The 19,781-nt window shown below is 69.2% G+C and carries 19 protein-coding genes and 1 riboswitch; of the genes, 7 read left to right on the top strand and 12 right to left on the bottom strand.

Annotated features, from left to right (window positions below; genetic code table 11):
* Window positions 1–4: 4 nt before the first annotated feature.
* Window positions 5–607, bottom strand: a complete 603-nt coding sequence (locus tag ACWGSK_RS07810) for a Uma2 family endonuclease (protein WP_452455534.1) — start codon at window positions 605–607, stop codon at window positions 5–7.
* 137 nt (window positions 608–744) lie between these two features.
* On the opposite strand from ACWGSK_RS07810, the gene ACWGSK_RS07805 reads away from it, so the two are divergent.
* Window positions 745–1,497 (top strand): SAM-dependent methyltransferase, encoded by a 753-nt coding sequence (locus tag ACWGSK_RS07805; protein WP_452455480.1) that lies wholly within the window; start codon window positions 745–747, stop codon window positions 1,495–1,497.
* A gap of 101 nt (window positions 1,498–1,598) precedes the next feature.
* Window positions 1,599–2,066: an NUDIX hydrolase gene (locus tag ACWGSK_RS07800; RefSeq protein ID WP_358513738.1), complete on the top strand. Its 468-nt coding sequence runs from the start codon at window positions 1,599–1,601 to the stop codon at window positions 2,064–2,066.
* Between the two features lie 94 nt (window positions 2,067–2,160).
* Here the strand turns inward: ACWGSK_RS07800 and groL are convergent, their stop codons facing one another.
* The 6 genes from groL to thrC form a co-directional block, all read right to left on the bottom strand.
* Window positions 2,161–3,792, bottom strand: coding sequence for a chaperonin GroEL (gene groL / locus ACWGSK_RS07795; RefSeq protein WP_358513740.1), 1,632 nt, complete (start codon window positions 3,790–3,792; stop codon window positions 2,161–2,163).
* 369 nt (window positions 3,793–4,161) lie between these two features.
* Entirely contained in the window at window positions 4,162–4,959 is a 798-nt protein-coding gene (locus ACWGSK_RS07790) for an ABC transporter permease (RefSeq protein WP_452455479.1), read from the bottom strand.
* A complete protein-coding gene (locus ACWGSK_RS07785; protein WP_358513743.1) occupies window positions 4,956–5,927 on the bottom strand; it encodes an ATP-binding cassette domain-containing protein in 972 nt (323 codons plus the stop codon). Before ACWGSK_RS07785 ends, ACWGSK_RS07790 begins: the two co-directional genes overlap by 4 nt.
* A 116-nt stretch (window positions 5,928–6,043) precedes the next feature.
* Complete coding sequence (locus ACWGSK_RS07780) at window positions 6,044–6,649, bottom strand: PadR family transcriptional regulator (RefSeq protein ID WP_452455478.1); 606 nt, start codon at window positions 6,647–6,649, stop codon at window positions 6,044–6,046.
* Between the two features lie 105 nt (window positions 6,650–6,754).
* Window positions 6,755–7,033, bottom strand: a complete 279-nt coding sequence (locus tag ACWGSK_RS07775) for a ubiquitin-like small modifier protein 1 (protein WP_358513747.1) — start codon at window positions 7,031–7,033, stop codon at window positions 6,755–6,757.
* 52 nt (window positions 7,034–7,085) lie between these two features.
* Window positions 7,086–8,345, bottom strand: coding sequence for a threonine synthase (gene thrC / locus ACWGSK_RS07770; protein WP_358513749.1), 1,260 nt, complete (start codon window positions 8,343–8,345; stop codon window positions 7,086–7,088).
* Between the two features lie 13 nt (window positions 8,346–8,358).
* Window positions 8,359–8,497: riboswitch (SAM riboswitch) on the bottom strand.
* A 320-nt stretch (window positions 8,498–8,817) separates the two neighbouring features.
* Here thrC and ACWGSK_RS07765 point away from each other — a divergent pair.
* Window positions 8,818–10,254: an alpha,alpha-trehalose-phosphate synthase (UDP-forming) gene (locus tag ACWGSK_RS07765; RefSeq protein WP_358513751.1), complete on the top strand. Its 1,437-nt coding sequence runs from the start codon at window positions 8,818–8,820 to the stop codon at window positions 10,252–10,254.
* Between the two features lie 12 nt (window positions 10,255–10,266).
* Here the strand turns inward: ACWGSK_RS07765 and ACWGSK_RS07760 are convergent, their stop codons facing one another.
* From ACWGSK_RS07760 to ACWGSK_RS07750, 3 genes are all read right to left on the bottom strand, one after another.
* A complete protein-coding gene (locus ACWGSK_RS07760; RefSeq protein WP_452455477.1) occupies window positions 10,267–10,863 on the bottom strand; it encodes a GrpB family protein in 597 nt (198 codons plus the stop codon).
* Window positions 10,864–11,100: 237 nt separating this feature from the next.
* Window positions 11,101–11,877, bottom strand: a complete 777-nt coding sequence (locus ACWGSK_RS07755; protein WP_452455476.1) for a class I SAM-dependent methyltransferase — start codon at window positions 11,875–11,877, stop codon at window positions 11,101–11,103.
* Window positions 11,878–12,185: 308 nt separating this feature from the next.
* A complete protein-coding gene (locus tag ACWGSK_RS07750) occupies window positions 12,186–13,352 on the bottom strand; it encodes a S8 family serine peptidase (RefSeq protein ID WP_452455475.1) in 1,167 nt (388 codons plus the stop codon).
* Between the two features lie 230 nt (window positions 13,353–13,582).
* Here ACWGSK_RS07750 and ACWGSK_RS07745 point away from each other — a divergent pair, with 230 nt between their 5' ends.
* Window positions 13,583–13,867, top strand: coding sequence for a DUF3263 domain-containing protein (locus ACWGSK_RS07745; protein WP_358513759.1), 285 nt, complete (start codon window positions 13,583–13,585; stop codon window positions 13,865–13,867).
* Between the two features lie 144 nt (window positions 13,868–14,011).
* Entirely contained in the window at window positions 14,012–14,857 is an 846-nt protein-coding gene (gene otsB / locus ACWGSK_RS07740) for a trehalose-phosphatase (protein WP_452455474.1), read from the top strand.
* Here otsB and ACWGSK_RS07735 read toward each other — a convergent pair.
* Window positions 14,826–15,860, bottom strand: coding sequence for a serine hydrolase domain-containing protein (locus tag ACWGSK_RS07735; protein WP_452455473.1), 1,035 nt, complete (start codon window positions 15,858–15,860; stop codon window positions 14,826–14,828). The genes otsB and ACWGSK_RS07735 overlap by 32 nt on opposite strands.
* A 175-nt stretch (window positions 15,861–16,035) precedes the next feature.
* Here ACWGSK_RS07735 and argJ point away from each other — a divergent pair, with 175 nt between their 5' ends.
* Entirely contained in the window at window positions 16,036–17,196 is a 1,161-nt protein-coding gene (gene argJ / locus ACWGSK_RS07730) for a bifunctional glutamate N-acetyltransferase/amino-acid acetyltransferase ArgJ (protein WP_452455472.1), read from the top strand.
* A 95-nt stretch (window positions 17,197–17,291) separates the two neighbouring features.
* Here argJ and ACWGSK_RS07725 read toward each other — a convergent pair whose 3' ends face one another.
* A complete protein-coding gene (locus ACWGSK_RS07725; protein ID WP_452455471.1) occupies window positions 17,292–18,866 on the bottom strand; it encodes an MFS transporter in 1,575 nt (524 codons plus the stop codon).
* Between the two features lie 158 nt (window positions 18,867–19,024).
* Here ACWGSK_RS07725 and ACWGSK_RS07720 point away from each other — a divergent pair, with 158 nt between their 5' ends.
* Window positions 19,025–19,666, top strand: coding sequence for a TetR/AcrR family transcriptional regulator (locus ACWGSK_RS07720; protein WP_358513767.1), 642 nt, complete (start codon window positions 19,025–19,027; stop codon window positions 19,664–19,666).
* Window positions 19,667–19,781: the final 115 nt, after the last annotated feature.

Below are 19,781 nucleotides of genomic sequence, written 5' to 3'. Positions count from 1 at the left end.
GACCTCACGAAGGCCACTGGTCCGGGCGAGGGAACCGGGAGGTGTCGATCTCCAGGTCGAAGGGCTCCGGAAGCCGGATCTTCTCGCCGAAGTCCACGGTGGTGGCGTGGTTGTAGCGACCGTTTCCAGGTTGTTCGTACAACGTGACAGAAGGTCCGGTCTCGTCCCAGGCGTCGACCAGCAGGTAGAGCGGAACAGGGGCGTGCGCGTAGCCCCACAGCTTCTTCTTACGGTCGATGTCCATACTGCTCTTGGAGACGATCTCGACCACCAGTTCGGCCCCGTCGGCCGGGTTGGGGGTCTGTCCGGGATCGAGAACGACCGATTCCGGCATAACCACCAGATCAGGCACGTAGAGCCGCTCAATGGCGGGGATCTGGATTCCCAGCGTCTGATACACGTCCCAGTCATCCGGAAGAACCCCGTTCAGCGCACGAGTGATCCGAACCGCGATGAAGTTGTGGGGGTCGGATGGGGGTGCCACGAGCAAGACTCCGTTGTCATCAACGATCTCGGCCCGCCAGCCGTCGGGCACGTCCAATTCCTTCCAGGTGCTCAGGGCGTGGTCCCATCGCGACATCCCCGTCGCCGGAACGGTCTCCGTCATCGTCAGACTCATTTCCTCGCACCTCCGGACAGGAACCTAGCGCCTTGCGCGCCTGTCCACCCGACACTTCGCACGATAACCCCGACGGGCGCGGAAAAACATTGGACGAGCCCGTCGGGGCGAAGGACACTGCTCGGATGACCTCCCCGGCGTTCCCTCCCATGCACCGCGACCTCGATTTCAACGGTCCCCTCTCCGACGAGCGGGCCACGCGTCTGATCCACTCACTCGGCCCCTTGGAGGGGCGCCACGTCGTGGACCTGGGCTGTGGCTGGGCCGAACTCCTCCTTCGCACCCTGGCCACCGAGCCGGAGGCCACCGGCTTCGGTATCGACCTCGGGGAGGAGAACATCCGGCATGGTCGGGCCGGCGCCGAGGCCAGGGGGCTGGCCGGCCGGGTGGAACTGGAGGTCGGGGACGTCGGTGCGTGGAAGGGCGAAGCCTCCGACGTGGTGTTCAACGTGGGCGCCACCCATGTGTGGGGTGGTGACCCCATCACGCACACCGGGAACGCGCTCTCCGCCCTGGCCGACCTGACGCGTCCGGGCGGCCGGGTGCTGTTCGGTGAGTGCTACTGGAAGCGTCCGCCCACCGAGGAGGAGATCACCGCGATGGCGGTGGTCCCCCGTGACCAGTACCGGTCATTGCCCGACCTGGTCGACTTCGCGCTCTCCCATGGTTTCCGGCTGTACTCCCTGTCGGAGGCCACGGTGGACGAGTGGGACCACTTCGAGAACGGCAACGCGTGGGGCATGGAGGACTGGATCCGGGACAACCCCCACTCCCCCGACTTCGACGAGGTCGTCCGGCGCACCGACGCCCACCGGCGACTCCGTCTGCATGGTCGGGCTGTGCTCGGCTTCGCCTACCTGACCCTCCTGCGGGTCTGAGAAGGGTTGTCCACGGGTTCTCCGGGCGCCGGTTGCGCGCGCGTCCCGGCGCACGCATGATCGTTTCCGGGGGCCGGCCGGTTCCCCGGGGGAGGAGGCTTATGGACACGCGGGCACTCGCCGACGACGCCCGACGGTCGGGGATCGAGGGGTTCTCGGCGGGCGCGATCGTCCACCGGGACTTCGGGCGGGAGATCCTCCTGCTGCGCCGTCGCGACGACGAGACCTCCTTCCCAGGGGCGGAGAGTCTGCCCTCGGGTGGAGTGGAACCGGGCGAGACCCTCCTCGGCGGGTTGGCCCGGGAACTGCACGAGGAGATCGGCACGCCCGTGGGCGCCCCACTCCTGTTGGAGCCCTTCGTGAGCTGGTTCGACTACGACTCACGGCACGGCGAGCGCAAACGCCAGTTCACGTTCGCGCGACCACATGACGGCACACCCGTGCGGTTGTCGCAGGAGCACACGGACTTTCGGTGGTTCCCGGCCGAGAAGCACTCCGACAGCGATCTCACCCCGCAGGTGAAGGCCGCGGTCCGGGAGTGGCTCGACCACCGCGACACTCTCACCTGAGGCCCCGGAAACAGCGAAACCGGGCGGCCCCGTGAAGGGCCGCCCGGTCGTCGCGGGCGAGGTCGCGTATCCGGACCTCGGACTCCTGAACCTCTTAGAAGTCCATGCCGCCCATGCCACCGGTCGGGTCGCCGGCGGGAGCCGCGGCCTTCTCCGGCTTCTCGGCGATGACGGCCTCGGTCGTCAGGAACAGACCGGCGATCGAGGACGCGTTCTGCAGAGCGGAACGGGTGACCTTGGTCGGGTCGATGACGCCGTCCTTGAACAGGTCGGTGTACTCACCGGAAGCGGCGTTCAGACCGAAGCCGGGCTCCAGGTTCCTGACCTTCTCGGCCACGACGCCGCCCTCAAGGCCGGCGTTGATCGCGATCTGCTTGAGCGGCTCGGCGATGGCGCGGCGGACGATGTCGGCGCCGATGGCCTCGTCACCCTCCAGCTCCAGCTTCTCGAAGGCGGGGACACTGGCCTGCAGCAGCGCGACGCCACCACCGGGCAGGATGCCCTCTTCGACGGCCGCCTTGGCGTTGCGGACGGCGTCCTCGATGCGGTGCTTGCGCTCCTTGAGCTCCACCTCGGTGGCGGCACCGGCCTTGATGACGGCCACGCCGCCGGCCAGACGGGCGAGACGCTCCTGGAGCTTCTCGCGGTCGTAGTCGGAGTCGGTGCGCTCGATCTCGTTGCGGATCTCGTTCACGCGACCGGCGATGGCGGTGGCGTCACCGGCACCGTCGACGATGGTGGTCTCGTCCTTGGTGACGACGACCTTGCGGGCGCGACCCAGCATGTCGAGCTCGGTGCTCTCCAGCTTGAGGCCGACCTCCTCGGTGACGACCTGGCCGCCGGTCAGGACGGCGATGTCGCCGAGCTGAGCCTTGCGACGGTCACCGAAGCCCGGAGCCTTGACGGCGACGGACTTGAAGGTGCCGCGGATCTTGTTGACCACCAGGGTCTGCAGGGCGCCGTCGGCGACGTCCTCGGCGATGACCATCAGCGGACGACCGGCCTGCAGGACCTTCTCGACAACGGGCAGGAACTCGTTGTTGTTGGAGATCTTGGAGTTGACGATGAGGATGTAGGGGTCCTCAAGGACCGTCTCCATGCGCTCAAGGTCGGTGGCGAAGTAGGGCGAGATGTAGCCCTTGTCGAAGCGCATGCCCTCGGCGAGCTCCAGCTCGAGCCCGAAGGTCTGCCCCTCCTCGACGGTGATGACGCCTTCCTTGCCGACCTTGTCCATGGCCTCGGCGATGCTCTCGCCGATCTGGTCGTCGCCGGCGGAGATCGAGGCGGTGGAGGCGATCTGCTCCTTGGTCTCGATGTCCTTGGAGAGGTTGCCGAGCTCCTCGTTGATGCGAGCCACGGCGACCTCGATGCCGCGCTTGAGGCCGACCGGGTTGGCGCCGGCGGCGACGTTGCGCAGACCCTCGCGTACGAGGGCCTGGGCCAGGACGGTGGCGGTGGTCGTACCGTCACCGGCGACGTCGTCCGTCTTCTTGGCGACCTCCTTGACCAGCTCGGCCCCGATCTTCTCCCAGGGGTCCTCGAGCTCGATCTCCTTGGCGATGGAGACACCGTCGTTGGTGATCGTGGGGGCGCCCCACTTCTTCTCCAGGACGACGTTGCGGCCCTTCGGGCCGAGGGTGACCTTCACGGCGTCCGCGAGCTGGTTCATGCCACGCTCGAGGCCGCGACGGGCCTCCTCGTCGAACGCGATCAGTTTGGCTGCCATTGAGTTCTTGTCCTCCCGTGACCGGGCTGATACGCGATGGGACGAGGCGTGCGCCCGCGACGGACGACCGTGGTCGATCCGGCAACCCTGCTGCCGGAGGCCCACGATCTCGCAGCCTCGATCCGATTAGCACTCGGCCATGCTGAGTGCTAACCACTCATCTTTTTAGCACTCGGCCTTGGAGAGTGCAAACGATGTGGTCACGATTTCCATGACCTCGAAAACACCCATCACCTGCGATGACGTGCCCGAACCGGGGCATTTGAGCGTTGGGCGAACAGATGGTGACACCTGGACCCGGTGGCGACTCCGTCGCTCCCTCATCCGGGAAGGTCCGGGTGAGCACCCACCGTCACCGATCGGTTCGGCTCAGGTGTTCATCCGTCGCATCGCACGCGATCCCACGGCCAGGGCCAGGACGGTCATCGCGAGCGCCATGGCCCAACCGACCAGGACCGGGGTGTCCCAGGGACCACCGCCGAACAGCACCCGGGCGGCGTCCACCACGTGCGCGATCGGGTTGAGCCTGGACAGCGTGTACAGCCACCCGGGCGCCAGTTCCATCGGCAACAGCACCCCGGACAGCAGGAGCAGCGGCATCATCACGGTCTGGATGATCGGCGCGAACACGTAGGTCTGCTTGGCCGCCAGCGCCGCCAGGTAGGACAGCGTGGACAGCCCGATGCCGAGGACCGCCAACAGGGCGACACCGGACAGGGCCCCGACCGGTGTGGTGCGGAAGCCCAACGGCACCACCACCACGAGGATCAGCAGGATCTGTGCCACCACGACCACCATCTCCCGCAGGACCCGGCCGAGCAGCAGGGGCACCCGGCCCGCCGGCGTGGCCAGGAGGCGTTCATGCGCCCCCGACGCCATCTCCGGAAGCAGCCCGAACCCGGAGAACCCGGCCGAGAACAGCGCCATCATCACCAGCAGCCCGGGGACGAACCACTGCCAGGGATTCTCGCCCTCGACCCCGGCCAGCCCGCCCAACAGGGGTGCGAACAGCACCAGGTAGAGCAGGGGTTGCAGCATCCCGAAGGCGATCAGGTGGGGCCGGTACAGCATCGGGCGGATCTGGCGGGCGAACACGATCCCGGTGTCGCGCACGAATCCGGGCACGGCGGGTCGCCGGATCGCCGATCCGGTGGTGGCCCGGCTCATCGCCCCTCCTCGCGCAGACTGCGGCCGGTCAGCGTCAGGAAGACGTCGTCCAGGGTGGGCCGCTGCACTTGGACGCTGCTCGGCTGGACACCGGACTCGTCGAGTGCGCGCAGCAACCCGGGCAGGAAGGCGTCCCCGCGTTCGACCCGTAGGGCCACCTCCGCGCCGCTCGCTTCCACCTCGGTGACCTCGGGCACCGCTCCGTCGCTCAGGGTCGCGGCCACTTCCGCGGCCTTCTCCGCCAGGTGCGTCTCGTCGAGGGTGAACCGGATCAGGTCCCCGGAGACGCGCCCCTTGAGTTCGTCGGGGGTGCCGTCGGCGATCAGGCGACCGTGGTCGATGACCAGCACCCGTTCCGCCGCGTTGTCGGCCTCCTCCAGGTAGTGGGTGGTGAGCACGACGGTGGTGCCGTACTCCGACCGAAGCCGGGCCACGTGTTCCCACAGGTCGGCGCGGCTCTGCGGGTCCAGCCCGGTGGAGGGCTCGTCGAGGAAGAGCAGGCCGGGTCGGTGGATGAGTCCCATGGCGATGTCGAGCCTGCGTCGTTGACCGCCGGAGAGGGTGGTCGTCTCACGGTCGGCGACCGCGGTGAGGTCGAGCATCTCCAGGAGTTCGTCGGTGCGGGACCGGGCGGTGCGTCGGTCCAGGCCGTAGAGCCGCCCTTGGTAGTGGAGTTCGTCGCGGGCGCGCTGGTCATCGGCCCCGCTGTGTCCCTGCCCGACGAAGCCGATCCGGCGTCGCACCTCGGCGGGCTCGGCGCGCACGTCGTGTCCGGCGACCACGGCGGTACCCGAGGTGGGTTCGAGCAGTGTGGTGAGCATGCGCAGGGTGGTGCTCTTGCCGGCTCCGTTGGGTCCCAGGAGCGCCACGAGTTCTCCTTCGACCACTTCCATGTCGACTCCGCGTACGGCTTCGACGGTGTCCTTGCCGACCCGGAAGTCCCGGGTCAGCTCGTGTGTTCGGATCACGCGATCCTCCTATTAAAATTTGAATACACGGATCAGGATGCACTACCGAAGCCAGATACTCAAGTTTTAATACTCAGGCCCGAGTGGCCCGAGGCGAAGCCGCATGGGGCCGGCGGTCAGGAGGGCCGAGCGGGCCCGGTGGCCGGATTGCCGAAGGCGTCGGGCGATTCGTCGGCCATCACGTACTCCCCCGCCTCCAGTTCCCCGAGGAGCCGTCGGGTCCACTCGGCCCCCGCCTCGACGGTGATGTGCCACAGCCGGAAGAGTTCACGCACGTGGGCGGGCTTGCCCCATTCCGCCGCCGAGGAGTCGATCGCCGCCGCCGTCTCGACGTTGCTCTTCTCCAACGCGATCAACCGCTCTCGCAGGGCCTCGATCACCTCCGCCCGGGGCAGGCAGGGCATCAGAGTGACCCCGGCGTACAACAGGGCGTGGTCGTCGCCGGCGTGGCGCAGTGCCCCCCGCAACAGCCGGCGGAACTCCACCTCGCCCTCCTCGGTGAGCTCGTAGGAGGTGCGGTCGGTGATCTCATCGCCCGGGGACACGAACTCACGGAGTTTTCCCTGTTCGGACAGCTTGCGCAGGGCGTGGTAGATCGACCCCCACTTCACGTTGGCCCATTCCTTGGCTCCCCAGTCCATGAGGTCACGGCCCACGCGGTAGCCGTGCGTCCCCCCGTGGACGCGCACCACACCGAGCACCAACAACCGTGTCGCCGACATCGCCACCCTCGTCCCGGAAGAAACCTCCTCCCAGGTTATGAGGCCCGCGGAGAAGAAGTGAGGGGGCGGACGCGTCGAGCGCCCGCCCCCTCATCGTTCCTACGGTCAGCAGCCCCCGGCGACCGCGGGGATGATCGACACCTGCTGACCGGCCCTGACCTCGGTCTGCAGGCCCTTCTCGAAACGCACGTCCTCGTCACCGACGTAGACGTTCACGAAACGGCGCACCTTGCCGTTGTCGTCGAGGATGCGGGCCCGGATACCCGGGTGGTTGGCCTCCAGGTCGTCGAGGATCTCGGCGAGGGTGGCGCCCTCGGCGGTGACCTCGGAGGCGTCGTCGGTGTAGGTGCGCAGGATGGTGGGGACGCGGACGCTGGCGCTCATGTGCGGATCTCCTGGTGAGTGCGGTGGTGGGTGGTGGCGCGTGGCCGGACGATCAGACCAGGCCCTGGGCCTTGAACGCGTCGAGGGAGGGCTTGATGGTGGCCGTGACGCCGGAGTCGACGGCGTTGAGGGTCTTGAGCCCGTCACCGGTGTTGACGATGACGGTCTCGGCCTCGGGGTCGATCCGGCCCTCGCGGACCAGCTTGCGCAGGACGCCGGTGGTCACACCGCCCGCTGTCTCGGCGAAGATGCCCTCGGTACGGGCCAGCAGCTTGATGGCGTCGACGATCTCGTCGTCGCCCACGTGCTCCACCGAACCACCGGTGCGCTCGGCGATGTCCAGGACGTATGGCCCGTCCGCCGGGTTGCCGATGGCCAGGGACTTGGCGATCGTGTCCGGCTTGACCGGCTGGATGACGTCGTGGCCGTTCTCCCACGCCTTGGCGACCGGGGAGCAGCCCGTGGCCTGCGCCCCGAACACCTTGTAGGGGCGGTCCTCGACCAGGCCGACCTTGATGAGCTCCTGGAAGCCCTTGTCGATCTTGGTGAGCTGGGAGCCGGAGGCGATCGGGACGACGATCTGCTCGGGCAGTCGCCAGCCGAGCTGCTCGGCGATCTCGTAGGCCAGCGTCTTGGAACCCTCGGCGTAGTAGGGCCGCAGGTTGACGTTGGTGAAACCCCAGCTCTCACCGGCCTCGTCGCCGATGAGTTCGGAGCAGAAGCGGTTGACGTCGTCGTAGTTGCCGTCGATGGCCACGACCTTGCCGCCGTAGACGGCCGCCATGACGACCTTGCCCTCCTCCAGCCCGGCGGGGATGAACACGCACGACTCGAAGCCGGCCCGCGCGGCCGCGGCACCGACCGCGCCGGCGAGGTTCCCGGTGGAGGAACAGGACAGGGTGGTGAATCCGAATGTGCGGGCGGCCTCGACGGCGATCGCGACCACGCGGTCCTTGAAGGAGTGCGTGGGGTTGGCGGAGTCGTCCTTGACGTGCAGGGACTTCAGCCCGAGTTCGGCGGCGAGGCGGTCGGCCCCGACCAGGGGCGTGAAGCCGGGGTTCATGTTGGGCAGCTCGGCCACGTTCGTGGGGACCGGCAGGAGGGAGCGGTAGCGCCAGATGTTCTTGGGGCCGCTCTCGATCTCCTCGCGGGTGACGGTCCCGAAGTCGTAGGCGATCTCCAGGGGGCCGAAACAGAACTGACAGGCGAAGCTCGGCGAAAGTTCATAACGCTCGCCGCACTCTCGACAGGAAAGGGCGGTTCCGGGGCCGAAGGCGCGGACAGCGGTGGGTTCAGCGGCGGCGATCGCCATGGCGAGGTGTCTCCCCTCATCTTCCCTGGTGGCCACCTTGGCCCCAGGCCGGAGTTGGCACCTGCCTCGACCGGTACGCGATGGTGCGTCCACATGTCGAGATGGTTGCCGGGGCTTCGTAGGGCCGGTCCCTCCACCCCTCTGGATGAGCAATATGAAGTTGTGGCTTCTCCGCTCGGAGAACGCACCGTCACTGTAACCGACGCCCTGACCGGTTTTCCATGCCGGGTGATCCGGATTACACCAAGCGTCTCGCTATTCGACACAGGATGAGACGACCCCGATCGGCGCCGCGTCGCGCGCGTGTCGTGCCCGTGGAGCGTGATGATCCTCCCCGTTGACCAGGGGTGGGTTTGGGGCCCGGGCGCTCCGGCGAGACCTAGGGTGCGCCTCCGGATCGCCGGGGGTGCATCCACGACTTCCCCACCTTCCCACCGCGACACTCGTTCGCGCACTTGAGAGGACCTCACACGTGGACAAGGCACAGATCCTCATCGCCTCCAACAGAGGACCGGTCTCCTTCTCCACGACGGCCGACGGCTCCCTGGAGCACCGCAGGGGCGGCGGTGGACTGGTGTCGGGGATGAGTTCGGTGGCGACCGAGATCGACGCCCTGTGGGTGTGCGCGGGCCTGTCCGACGCCGACCGGCGCGCCGCGGCCGAGGCCCCGGAGGCCCGACTGGACCGGACGCACGACCTCGACGGCATGCGCGTCCACATGCTGGACATTCCGGAGGAGACCCTGGCCGGCGCCTACACCGAAGTGGCCAACTCGATCCTGTGGTTCGTGCAGCACATGTTGTACGACACCCCGAACAAGCCCTCCTTCGGTTCGGACTTCCGCAGGCGTTGGGAGGACTACTCCGCCTACAACAACGCCTTCGCCGAGGCCCTGGTGAGCGGGGCCTCGGACAACGCCCGCGTGGCCGTGCAGGACTACCACCTGGCCCTGGTGCCGCGCATTCTGCGCACCCGCCGCCCCGACCTGCGGATCGCGCACTTCTCGCACACCCCCTGGGCTCCCCCGGAGTACTTCCGGATGCTGCCGACCCATGTGGCCCGGGAACTGCTGGAGGGCATGCTCGGCGCCGACCGGCTCGGTTTCCACAGCCCTCGATGGGCCGAGGCCTTCCTGCGTTGCTGCGCCGAGATCCTGCGCGCCGACGTCGACCTCGGGCAGCGCACGGTGGAGTACGGCGGCCGCGTGGTCGAGGTGGGTGTGCACGCCTTGGGCGCGGACGCCGACGGGCTGCGGGAGAGCGCCTCGGAACCGGCCGTGGCCGAGCGCCGGCGGACACTGATCGACCTGGTCGGCGACACCAGGCTGATCGTGCGAGTGGACCGCACCGAGTTGTCCAAGAACATCGTGCGCGGCCTGGAGGCCTATCGGGAGCTCTTGAGGGCGCACCCGGAGTGGCGTGGGCGGGTCACGCACCTGGCGTTCGCCTACCCGAGCCGGGGCGACGTGCCCGAGTACCGGACCTACACCGACTCGGTGCTGCGGACGGCCAAGGAGATCAACGAGGAGTTCGCCACCCCCGAGTGGACGCCGGTGGTGCTGGAGGTCAACGACGACTACCCGCGGTCGCTGGCCTCGTTCCAGATCGCGGACGTGCTGCTGGTCAACCCGATCCGGGACGGGATGAACCTGGTCGCCAAGGAGGGCCCGGTGTTGTCCGAGCGCGACTCCGTCCTGGTGCTGTCCCGGGAGGCGGGCGCGGCCGACGAGTTGGGCGAGGACGCGCTGCTGGTCAACCCCTATGACACGGTGGAGACGGCGGAGGCGCTGCACGCGGCGTTGACGATGCCGGAGGCGGAGCGGAGCAAGCGTCGGGAGCGGCTGGCGGAGGCGGCGGTGGCGCTGCCGCCTCGTCGCTGGTTCCAGGACCAGATCCGTTCCCTGGGCTGAGCGGAACGGAGGTCAGTTCGGACTCCGGGACGCCTTCCAGGACTCGGCCTCGGCCATGAGTTCGGTGATGATCTCCCCCTTGGCCCCGGTGTAGTCCTGGAGGTGTTCCCATTCCCGCTCGCCCAACTCGCGTTTGACGGCGGCGTAGCGTTCGCGCGCGCCGGCGTCGGCGATCAGGTGGTCGCGGAACAGGCTCATGCGTTCGAGCGCCGGGCACTCCCTCGTACCGACGTAGAGGTTCACGTTGACGCGTGAGCCCTTGAGGAGTCGGTGGTCGTGCTCGCCCTCGAAGCCAACGCGGACGCTGTACCCGATCTCCTCCAGTTCCGGCAGGTAGGCGGGCTCGTCCGTGGGGTCGGCCACCCCCAGGCGGATGTCGATGCAGGCCTTGGCGTCCAGACCGGGAACGGCGGTGGACCCGATGTGCTCGATCACCAGGACACGCTCGCCGAGGGCCTGACGGACGCGATCGGCCTCCCGTTGGAACAGGTAGGGCCACTTGGGGTCGTAGGGGACGACGTTGACCCGACCGTTGACCAGGTTGTGGTCGTGCGAATCGGTCCGGGTGGCGCCGCGCGAGGGCAGGGACGGGGATTCCAGGGAGGACATTTTCAAAGCCTTGCCGTCCGCGCTGTTCGAGTCAAGGGCCTTCGCGTGGCTTACATATGCACGCGCATTTGTGACGTGACCATACGTCGACCTGCGGTGACGTTCGGCGATGGTGCTTTCCTTCGCCTTTCCCCTGGTACCGGGAACCGGACTACACCACACCCGGCGAAGGTACCCGGACGGTCGCCCGAAAGCCCCTGGAAGCAAAGTCGAACGGCCCCCGGACGACCACCCGGCTCATTCGGGAACGGAGACCAGCAGGACGAGGGAACCCTCCAGTTCCGGGGTCGATCGAAGGTGACCGTGGTCTCGGTCCCATGTGCCATCGTCCAGGGCTCGGGACAGGTCCGCGTGGAAGCGTTCGTGGACCTCCTCCGAGACGAAGCTCCACGCCGAACAGGCCTGCCGGGCCGTGGAGTCCAGCAGCGCCTCCGGCCGCCCGTAGTAGGCCTCGTTGAAACCGTCCGAGCAGTCGAGGGGGATCGGCACCCGGGTGACCGTGGTGCGCCCGCCCAGACCCTCGGACAGGTCGGACATGGACGGGTAGCGTCGCGCCTCGGTGTCCAGGACTTCCGGGGCGTATTCGTACAGCCAGAAACGGCGCACCAGGTCCGGGTCACAGGTGAGCACCGCGACCGGTCCATCGGTGACCCGTCGTACCTCGGCCAGTCCGGCCGTGGGATCCGACCACTGGTGGACGCTGAACGTGGTCATGGCGGCGTCGAAGGAACCGTCGGGGAAGGGCAGGGACTCGGCGGTGGCGTTCACCGCCTTCGGGAGGTCGTCGGGTCTGCGGGCCCGCATGCTGGACGAGGGTTCCACCGGGGTGACCTTCCGGTCCGCCGGCTCGTAGGAGCCCGCGCCGGCCCCGACGTTGAGCACCGTGCGCGCGTCGCCCAGGGCCGCGTGCACGAAGGAGGCGATCCGGGGGTCGGGCCGACGGTGGTCGGTGTAGGTCCTGGCGATCACGCCGTAGTCGGCGTCACCCGCGCTTCCGTCCGCCTTACGCGCCATGCGGCTTCTCCCGTCGTGGAAGGGGTGGGGGGCGGTGCCACCCTAAACCGTGCCCCCTTCCCGCCCCCAGGGGTTTTCCACAGGCTCCGGGTCCGCCGCTGTTCCAGGGCCCGCGTGAGCCGTAACGTCGTATTCGGGGGGCTCTGGGCCCCGCCCACCTCGTGCTGCCCATGACCCACCCCGCACACACGAGGGGGCGCTCCCCACCCGGGAACGCCCCCACACCACACGTCATCGTCCTCCAGCGACCGGCCACGCGACCCCACCATCACCCGGTCACGCGGTCACCCGGTCACCCGGCCTCACCGCTACTTGGCCTTGCGGCGACGGCCGCCCTTCTTGCGCCGGGACGGGCGTTCCTCGGCCTTGGCCTGCTCGGCCCGGGCCGCCGCCAACTCCGCGTCCTCGGCCTCCCGTTCGGCCTTCACCCCGTACGGGTCGGCGCTGCTGCGGCGCACCCACAGCACCAGCACGAGCACGACGATCGCGAACACCACACCGACCAGGGCGAACCACACCCACACCGGGACGCCCTCGTCCTCCTCCTGGACCAGGTTCTCGTCGACGAGGGGGACGTCCTCGGCCGTACCCGAGGCCTGGGCCACCGCATCGCCCACCTGCAACGACGGCAGGCCGTCGGGACCCGGCTGAGCCCCATCGACCAAGGCTTCGCGCACCTGGGCCGGGCTCAGCTGCGGGTACTCGGCGGCCAGCAGCGCGGCCGCGCCGGCGACGACGGCGGCCGCGTAGGGCGTCCCGGTCACGTCGGCCTGGCGCAGGTCTTGGCCGGCGGTCCGCAGTTCGGCGCCGGGTGCCACGAGGTCGATCGCGGAGGCGTCGGGCGAGTCCGGGATGAGCGCGCCGTCCTCGTCCACCCCCGCCACCGTCAGGACGTTCTCGTCCGTGTTCCCACCCGCGGGGCCCACCACCAGGGCTCCCCCGCCGGCGGCCGCCGCGATGGCCTCGGTCAGGTCCTCGTCGTCACCGACCTCATCGGGCAGCAGGACGATCTGAACGTCCTCGTCCACGGCGTGACGGATGGCACCGGGCAGGTCGTCCTCGGTGGGCAGCACCAGGACGTTCGCTTCGGGGGCGACCCCGAGCACCCCACCGTCGGCGTCCATGCCGTGGCCGTGCGCCGCCACCAGGCCGGCCGCCGCGGTCCCCTGCTCGTCGTCGGCCCCGTTGGAGCCGAACCCGTCGTCGATCTCCACGTTGTCGCGCAGGTCGGGATGTTCCTCATCGACCGACACCCCGGGCAACGCCACGGTGATGCCCTGTCCCTGGGTCTCCTCCCAAACGTCCTGCGCCCCGATGGACGTCAAGGCCCACTGATCGGGACGGAAGTCGGGGATCTCCGAGGAGGCGGCGGGCGCCACCGTCAACCCCAGTACGACCAAGGACGCGCAGGTCCCGGCCGTGGCGCCCAACAGATGGCGCGAATGTGTCCTGCTACGGCTGTTGCCCCCGAGCACGTCAGGCTCCCTCGAACGTTGCGGTCGGCGTTCCGCCGGGCCCTCCCCGGACCCTCGCGATTCTGTCACGAGCACAGGTTCCAAGCTTGGACAAGTGACCACCCGGGTAGGGAAGGCAACTGTAGCCCTGGTGCCACTCCTGAGTTTTCCGCTCCTCATCCGGCATGTCGAGTCGCTAGCATGAGTCGCGCCGATCCGGACAAACCAATTACCCGTCCAGGGGGTGTCCCATGCCGAATATCGGTCCGTCCAAGGACGGTCAGTCGGCCCTCGCCGAACGCGAACAGCGCATCCTCGCCTTCGAACGCCAGTGGTGGAAGTTCGAGGGCTCCAAGGAACAGGCGATCCGCGATGAGTTCGGGTTCTCCGCGACCCGGTACTACCAACTGCTCAACGGTCTGGTCGAGCGCCCGGAGGCGCTCGCCTTCGACCCCATGACCGTCAAGCGTCTGCGCCGTCTGCGCGCCGACCGTCGACGACAACGCAACGCCCGCCGCCTGGGCATTCAGATCTGACCCACCGGGCCGGTACGTGCGCCAGGGACGATCCCCGCATCCGCACGAAGCCGAACCTGCGCGCTCTCCCCTCGGCGGAGACCACACGTCCACGCCAGGGCCCGCGCCGCGCGGCCCATCGACGACTACGACGAGGTCTTCCGCATGTCCCCGATCGAGCCCGGTAACCCGCTCGCACCCGGCACCGAGGCCGGACGCGCCGGCCTGCGGGCGCTACTCGACCAACCCTCCACCGCGCTGACCGGCTTCGACTTCGACGGCACACTCGCCCCCATCGTCGCCGACCCCCGCGCCTCCGCACCCCAACCCGGGGTCGTGGAGGCGCTGGCCGCGCTGTCCGCACTGGTCGGAACCGTCGCGGTGATCACCGGCCGCCCCGCGGCCACCGCGGTGCGTCTGGGCGGTCTGGACCAGGTGCCCGGCATCGTCGTCCTCGGCCACTACGGGGCCGAACGCTGGGTGGACGGCCGTGTGATCGCCGCGGATCCACCGCCGGGGGTGGCCCTGGTCCGCGCCGAACTCCCCGCGCTGGTCGACGCGTCCGGGGCTCCCGCGGGTACCTGGATCGAGGACAAGGGCCGTTCGCTGGCCGTGCACACCCGCCGCGCCGACGACCCCGACCGGGCGTTGGAACTGCTGTCCGGACCACTGGCCGACCTGGCCGAACGCGCCGACCTCAAACTGGAGCCCGGGAGGATGGTGATCGAGCTCCGCCCCCAGGGCGTGGACAAGGGCGCGGCCCTCACCTCCCTGGTGGAGGAGAGGGCCGCGCGTTCGATCCTCTACGCCGGTGACGACCTCGGTGACCTGCCGGCCTTCGCGGCCGTCACGGCCCTGCGCGAACGCGGGACACCCGGGCTCACCGTTTGTTCGTCCTCCGACGAGGTCACCGCGGTGGCCGAGGCCGCCGACCTGACCGTCCCCGGTCCCGCCGGGCTCGCCGTGTTCCTTGGGGAGATCACGGAGAGGATTCGTGGGCCTGTGGCGTGAGCGCCGACCGGGCGGCGCCGCGCAGGTCCACCAGGCCGGTGCGGTCTCGCCCGTGGTGGACGGCGTTGGTGAGCACGCCCACGTACCGTCCGCTCTCGGGGTGCATGAACAGGCTCGTCCCCGTGAACCCGTTGTGGTAGACCACCCCTTCCGGTGTGACCAGCCAACCCAACCCGCGGGAGAGCCGCCCTCCCGCGTCCACCTGCGGGGTCCAGCTCTCCCGCACGTACGAACCGGGGATCTCCCCCTCCGCCCCGATCTCGTGCAGGCGCAGCATCTCCCGAGCGAAGGTGCCCAGGTCGATGGCGGTGGTGAACGCCCCGGCGTGCCCGGCCACACCGCCCATCAGCGCCGCGGCCTCGTCGTGCACCACGCCCCAGGTGGGAGCGGTTCCGACGAGTCGACGCTCGGTGGGGGCCACGCCGGGCGAGCGTGGCAGCGGACCGAAGGTGGTCGAGCGCATGCCCAAGCCGGCCCAGAAGTCGGCGGCCAATCGGTCCAGGCCCTTGCCGTACAGGCGTTCCAGCAGCAACCCCAGCAGGATGAACCCACGGTCGATGTACAGGTAGCCGGGATCCTCCAAAGGATCGGACAGGATGGCCTCGGCCAGGTCCTGGTCGGTGCCCACGTACCGTTCCAACCAGGTCACCTGGTTGAGTCTGCTGGTGTGCGTGAGGATCTGTCTGGTGGTCACCCAGGCCCCGGGAAGGTCCTCCCCCTCGAAGTATTCGGACATCGGAGCGTTGAGGTCCAAAACCCCCTCGGCGACCGCCCTACCGACCAGCGGCCAGGTCGCCATCACCTTCGTCAGGCTCGCGACGTCGTAGGAGACGTCCGGCGCGGTGTCGTGTTCGTCGTCGATCCGACCGACCGCGACGAACTCCCACATGCCACCGGTACCGACCACCGCGGCCCCACCGGGTAGCCAGTCGGCGTCCACCATCACCTTCAGGACCCCACGGATCCGTGCCCCCGTCTCCGTGAGCCAGTCACCATCGTGCACCACACGCCTCCCCCCGAGCGGTCTTCCCCCACTCTCGGCGGATACCCCGTTCGATCCGGCTTGTCACACCCGTGTCGTCAACGAACAGTACGAAACCCGCGCAGGTGGAGGCCGTAATCGAGGGGGTCGGGCGTGGCGAAGTAGGCTGGCGTTCAGGAGTTTCCCGAGGAGGACGATGAGCAGCCAGACCCCCGTTCCCGCCGGTTTCGTCGGCGTGGCCGGAAACATGGGGATCAAGGACCCCGACGACGATTTCTTCGCCGTCGTCTCCCAGACCCCGGCGGTGGTGTCCGCCGTGTTCACCAGGTCCCGGTTCGCCGGGCCCAGTGTGCGCCTGAGCCGGGAGGCGGCCTCGGCCGGCCGTGCCCGCGGAGTCACCGTGATAGCCCGCAACGCCAACGTGGCCACCGGACAGGTCGGCACCCGGGACGCGCGCGAGGTGCGGGACCGGGTGGCCCGGGCCGCCGGCGTCGACCCCGACGAACTCCTGATCGCTTCCACCGGCGTCATCGGACGCCCCTACCCGATGGAACGGGTCCGCGCCTACCTGGACGGGCTGCCGGCCGAGTTCCCGCCGGCCGACCTGGACCGCGCCGCGTCGGCGATGATGACCACCGACACCCACCCCAAGATCGTCGGCGCGAAGGTGGGCGGGGCGACCCTCACCGGCATGGCCAAGGGTGTGGGCATGATCGAGCCGAACATGGCGACCATGCTGGCCTGGTTCTTCACCGACGCCGAGCTGGAGCAACCGGTTCTGGACGAGGTGTTCCGCCGGGTGGTGGACCGCACCTTCAACGCGCTCAGCATCGACACCGACACCTCCACGAGCGACTCCGCCGCGATCATCGCCAACGGTGTGGCCGGCCCGGTGGACGTCGCCGAGTTCGAGGAAGCGCTGTACGAGACGGCGCTGAGGCTGGTCCGGATGATCGCCTCCGACGGCGAGGGCGCGGGCAAGCTCATCGAGGTGCGGGTCACCGGAGCTCGCGACGACGCGCAGGCCAAGCGCGTGGGCAAGGCCGTGGTGAACTCTCCGCTGGTCAAGACCGCCGTGCACGGGGCCGACCCCAACTGGGGCCGGGTCGCGATGGCCGTGGGCAAGTGCTCGGACGAGACCGACGTGCTGCCGGAGAACGTGCGCATCGTCTTCGGTGACGTGGAGACCTTCCCCGCAGAGGCCACCGAGGAGACCCTGGAGCGCGCCGCCCGGCACATGAAGGGCCAGGAGGTGCTGATCGGGGTCGACCTGGGTATCGCCGACGGTGACTTCACCGTCTACGGCTGTGACCTGACCGAGGGCTACATCCGGATCAACGCCGACTACACGACCTGAGCCACCCCCACGAACGACGACGTGGCCCCGGAGGAACGGATTCCTCCGGGGCCACGGTGTTTCGGGGGCACGCCGCTCTCGGGACCGCGCCGCGGTCAGATGTGCACGGCGGGGCCGTCGGTCATCCTCCCCCCGCGCATGAACAGCGACAGGATCGCGCCCGCGAACAGCAGCCCCGCGGCGATGAGGAAGGCCAGGTGCAGGCCGTCCAGGAAGGCCAGGTTGCTCGCCGTGGTGATCGCGGAGACGGTGTCGGCGTCGGCCCCTTCGGGCAGGACGGCGCCGCCCTGGGCGATGACGCTCTGCATGGAGCTCAGTTCACCACCGGAGGGCGCGTCCTGGCCGAAGGCGCCGTAGTGGTCCGGCAGCCTCGTGACGATGGTCGCGGACATGACCGCGCCCAGGACCGCCGTGCCCAGCGAACCGCCGAGCTGCATCGCCGCCTGTTGCACGGCGGAGGCGACACCGGCGAAGCGCACCGGCGCGTTCCCGATGATCGCGGCGGTGGCACCGGTCATCACCAGGCTCAGCCCCACTCCCAGCAGGACGAACCCGATCGACAGGTACACCACCGAGGTGTCCAGGGTCAGTCGGGAGAGCAGGAACATGCCCGCCGCCGCGGACAGCAGGCCGATGGTGGTGGGCAACCGTGCGCCGACCCGGTCGAGGATCCGTCCCGCGATCGGAGAGACGATGGCCATGGTCGCGGTCATCGAGATGAGCTGCGTTCCGGTCTGGGCGGGGCTCATCCCTCGCACGCCCTGTAGGTAGAAGGTGATGAAGAACAGCGAGCCCATCAGGCTCACGGCCATGAACACCATCAGCACCACACCGATGGCCAGGGAGGGGTTGGCGAACAGCGCGAGCGGGATGAGCGGCTGTTCGGGCTTGCGCTCCCAGAGCACGAAGGCGAGGGCGAACAGGATCGCCCCACCCAGGGAACCCAGGGTGACGGGGTGGCCCCAGCCGATGCTCGGCGCCTCCACCAGTGCCCACACCAGGGCGAAGACTGCGATGCTGATGAGGACGATGCCGGGCAGGTCCATGCGGCTTCCCGGGTCGGTGGGCCGGTTGGCGGCCAGTAGCCACAGGCCCAGGACCAGGGCGATCACGCCCACCGGGACGTTGATGTAGAAGACCGCCTCCCAGCTGAGCGCGTCGACGAGGACGCCGCCCAGGATGGGACCGCCGGCGGTGGCCGCGCCGATCAGGCTGCCGAACACCCCGAAGGCCCGGCCGAGCTTGCTGGGCGGGAAGCTCGCGCGCATCAGGCCCATGGCCGACGGCAGCAGGAGCGCCCCGAAAACGCCTTGGACGATCCGGAAGGCGACCAACATGAGGACCCCGGAGGACAGGGCGATGGCCACCGAGGCCACGACGAAGCCGACCACGCCCACCAGGTAGGTGTTCCGGTGGCCGAAGCGGTCGCCGAGCTTGCCCGCGGTGATGAGGAAGACGGCGAGGCCCAGCAGGTAGCCGTGGGTGACCCACTGCAACTCGGCCAGGGACGCCCCGAGGCTCGCGCCGATCGCCGGGTTCGCGACGGCCACGATGGTCCCGTCCAAGGCCACCATCATCACGCCGAAGGCGATGGCGACCAGCGTCGCCCAGGGGCTCCGGGTGAGGCGTTCGGCCACCCGTGTCGGTGGTGCGGCGGTCTGTGCGGTCATGGCTCCCCCGATGGTTCCCCGTTGGCTACCGGGCGAGATTATGACAGCCACTGACACTTCGCAATCCATGCAAGAAGTCAGTGACTGACGTCATACTGGCCCGCATGTATCCTCGCAGTGGGTGCGAGATCCGAGGCCACCGAGGAAGGAGGCCGTCCATGACCGTGACGAGCTCCGAACCGACCGGTCTACGTGAGCGCAAGAAGGCGCGCATGCGCAGGGACCTCATCGACGCGGCGATCCGCCTGTTCCACGAGCGCGGGTTCGAGGGGACCACCACGGAGGAGATCGCCGCAGCCGTCGACGTATCCCAGCGCACGTTCTTCCGGTACTTCGCCTCCAAGGAGGACGTGGTCCTGGAGGCCGCGGAGGGCGTGGACCAGAGTCTGTTCGACTCCCTGCGCGAACGCCCCGCCGACGAGGCACCGTTCCGTGCCCTGCGCAACGCGATGCGCGACCACTGGGAGTACCTGGAGCGCGAGGACCTGCACCTCCAGGGCAGCGCGAGCAACCTCATCGCCCGCAGTCCCGAGCTGATCGAGGCGAACATGCGCTACCACCATCGGCGCCAGGCACGCCTCGCCAAGGTCCTGGGGGAACGCGCGGGGGTGGACCCGACCACCGACCACCGCCCGTCACTGGTCGCCTCGGTGTTCTTCGCCGCCCTGAGCAACGGCCACCAGATCTGGTGCGCCTCCGGATGCGAGGACCTCGGCCGCCTGCTCGCCTGCTTCCTGGAACAGCTGGACCTGGTCCCCGAAGCCGTCGGCGGCGGCTGGGGCACCCCCACCGGCACCTGACCGGGCCCACCACCCGACGAGCCCGGAGGCGATGGGGCCGCGTGTGGTGAGGGCGCTCGTGGTGAGGCGCCGCTCCGGGGGCCCGGACGGTGGGTCCCCCGGAGCGTCCCGGTGT

The sequence above is a fragment of the Nocardiopsis sp. NPDC055551 genome, from assembly GCF_053619415.1.
The sequence above is the reverse complement of the archived record's forward strand: the minus strand, read 5'-3'. Positions and strand labels throughout refer to the sequence as shown.